This is a genomic window from Lactobacillus colini, from assembly GCF_017874575.1.
Taxonomy (GTDB): Bacteria; Bacillota; Bacilli; order Lactobacillales; family Lactobacillaceae; genus Lactobacillus; species Lactobacillus colini.
In genome coordinates, this window is the sequence record NZ_JAGGLU010000031.1 from 1 (window position 1) to 1,809 (window position 1,809).

The following is a 1,809-nucleotide window of genomic DNA, read 5'->3' on the forward strand; positions in this document are numbered from 1 at the left end:
TACCCTCAAAACTAAACAAAGTTTCTCTTGTGTGCTTCCGCTTGGCTTGATGGCCTATCTTGATGCTCTCGCATCCTCTCTTCCATCTTCGCCCTTCCTTAGAAAGGAGGTGATCCAGCCGCAGGTTCTCCTACGGCTACCTTGTTACGACTTCACCCTAATCATCTGTCCTACCTTAGACGGCTGACTCCTTTGCAGGTTATCTCACCGGCTTTGGGTGTTACAGACTCTCATGGTGTGACGGGCGGTGTGTACAAGGCCCGGGAACGTATTCACCGCGGCGTGCTGATCCGCGATTACTAGCGATTCCAGCTTCGTGTAGGCGAGTTGCAGCCTACAGTCCGAACTGAGAACGGCTTTAAGAGATCCGCTTGCCTTCACAGGTTCGCTTCTCGTTGTACCGCCCATTGTAGCACGTGTGTAGCCCAGGTCATAAGGGGCATGATGACTTGACGTCATCCCCACCTTCCTCCGGTTTGTCACCGGCAGTCTCATTAGAGTGCCCAACTTAATGATGGCAACTAATGACAAGGGTTGCGCTCGTTGCGGGACTTAACCCAACATCTCACGACACGAGCTGACGACAGCCATGCACCACCTGTCTTAGCGTCCCCGAAGGGAATGCCTAATCTCTTAGGTTTGCACTAGATGTCAAGACCTGGTAAGGTTCTTCGCGTTGCTTCGAATTAAACCACATGCTCCACCGCTTGTGCGGGCCCCCGTCAATTCCTTTGAGTTTCAACCTTGCGGTCGTACTCCCCAGGCGGAGTGCTTAATGCGTTAGCTGCAGCACTGAGAGGCGGAAACCTCCCAACACTTAGCACTCATCGTTTACGGCATGGACTACCAGGGTATCTAATCCTGTTCGCTACCCATGCTTTCGAGCCTCAGCGTCAGTTACAGACCAGAGAGCCGCCTTCGCCACTGGTGTTCTTCCATATATCTACGCATTCCACCGCTACACATGGAGTTCCACTCTCCTCTTCTGCACTCAAGTTCTACAGTTTCTGATGCAATTCTCCGGTTGAGCCGAAGGCTTTCACATCAGACTTATTGAACCGCCTGCACTCGCTTTACGCCCAATAAATCCGGACAACGCTTGCCACCTACGTATTACCGCGGCTGCTGGCACGTAGTTAGCCGTGACTTTCTAGTTGATTACCGTCAAATAAAGATCAGTTACTCTCCTTATCCTTCTTCACCAACAACAGAGCTTTACGAGCCGAAACCCTTCTTCACTCACGCGGCGTTGCTCCATCAGACTTGCGTCCATTGTGGAAGATTCCCTACTGCTGCCTCCCGTAGGAGTTTGGGCCGTGTCTCAGTCCCAATGTGGCCGATCAGTCTCTCAACTCGGCTATGCATCATTGCCTTGGTAAGCCTTTACCTTACCAACTAGCTAATGCACCGCAGGTCCATCCAAGAGTGATAGCTGAGCCATCTTTTATACTCTAGTCATGCGACTTAAGTTCTTATCCGGTATTAGCATCTGTTTCCAGGTGTTATCCCAGTCTCTTGGGCAGGTTACCCACGTGTTACTCACCCGTCCGCCGCTAGTTTGTTTCTAGTTTCATGTGATGCAAGCATCTCATTCTTCTAGTCAAACTCGCTCGACTTGCATGTATTAGGCACGCCGCCAGCGTTCGTCCTGAGCCAGGATCAAACTCTCATTTTTTCAAATGAGCTTTCTTAGCTCTTAACGTTTTTTGATTTGTTATCTCAAATTTATTGCTTGCGAATTGACTTCGCTTTCGTTTGGGGTTACTCACCCCGCACACTTTGCGAAACTTTGTTCAGTTTTCAAGGTAC

General features: G+C 50.2%; 1 rRNA gene. It reads right to left on the minus strand.

Annotation, left to right across the window (positions count from 1 at the left end):
* Positions 1–102 precede the first annotated feature (102 nt).
* A 16S ribosomal RNA gene (locus tag J2Z60_RS10840) occupies positions 103–1,675 on the minus strand.
* Positions 1,676–1,809: the final 134 nt, after the last annotated feature.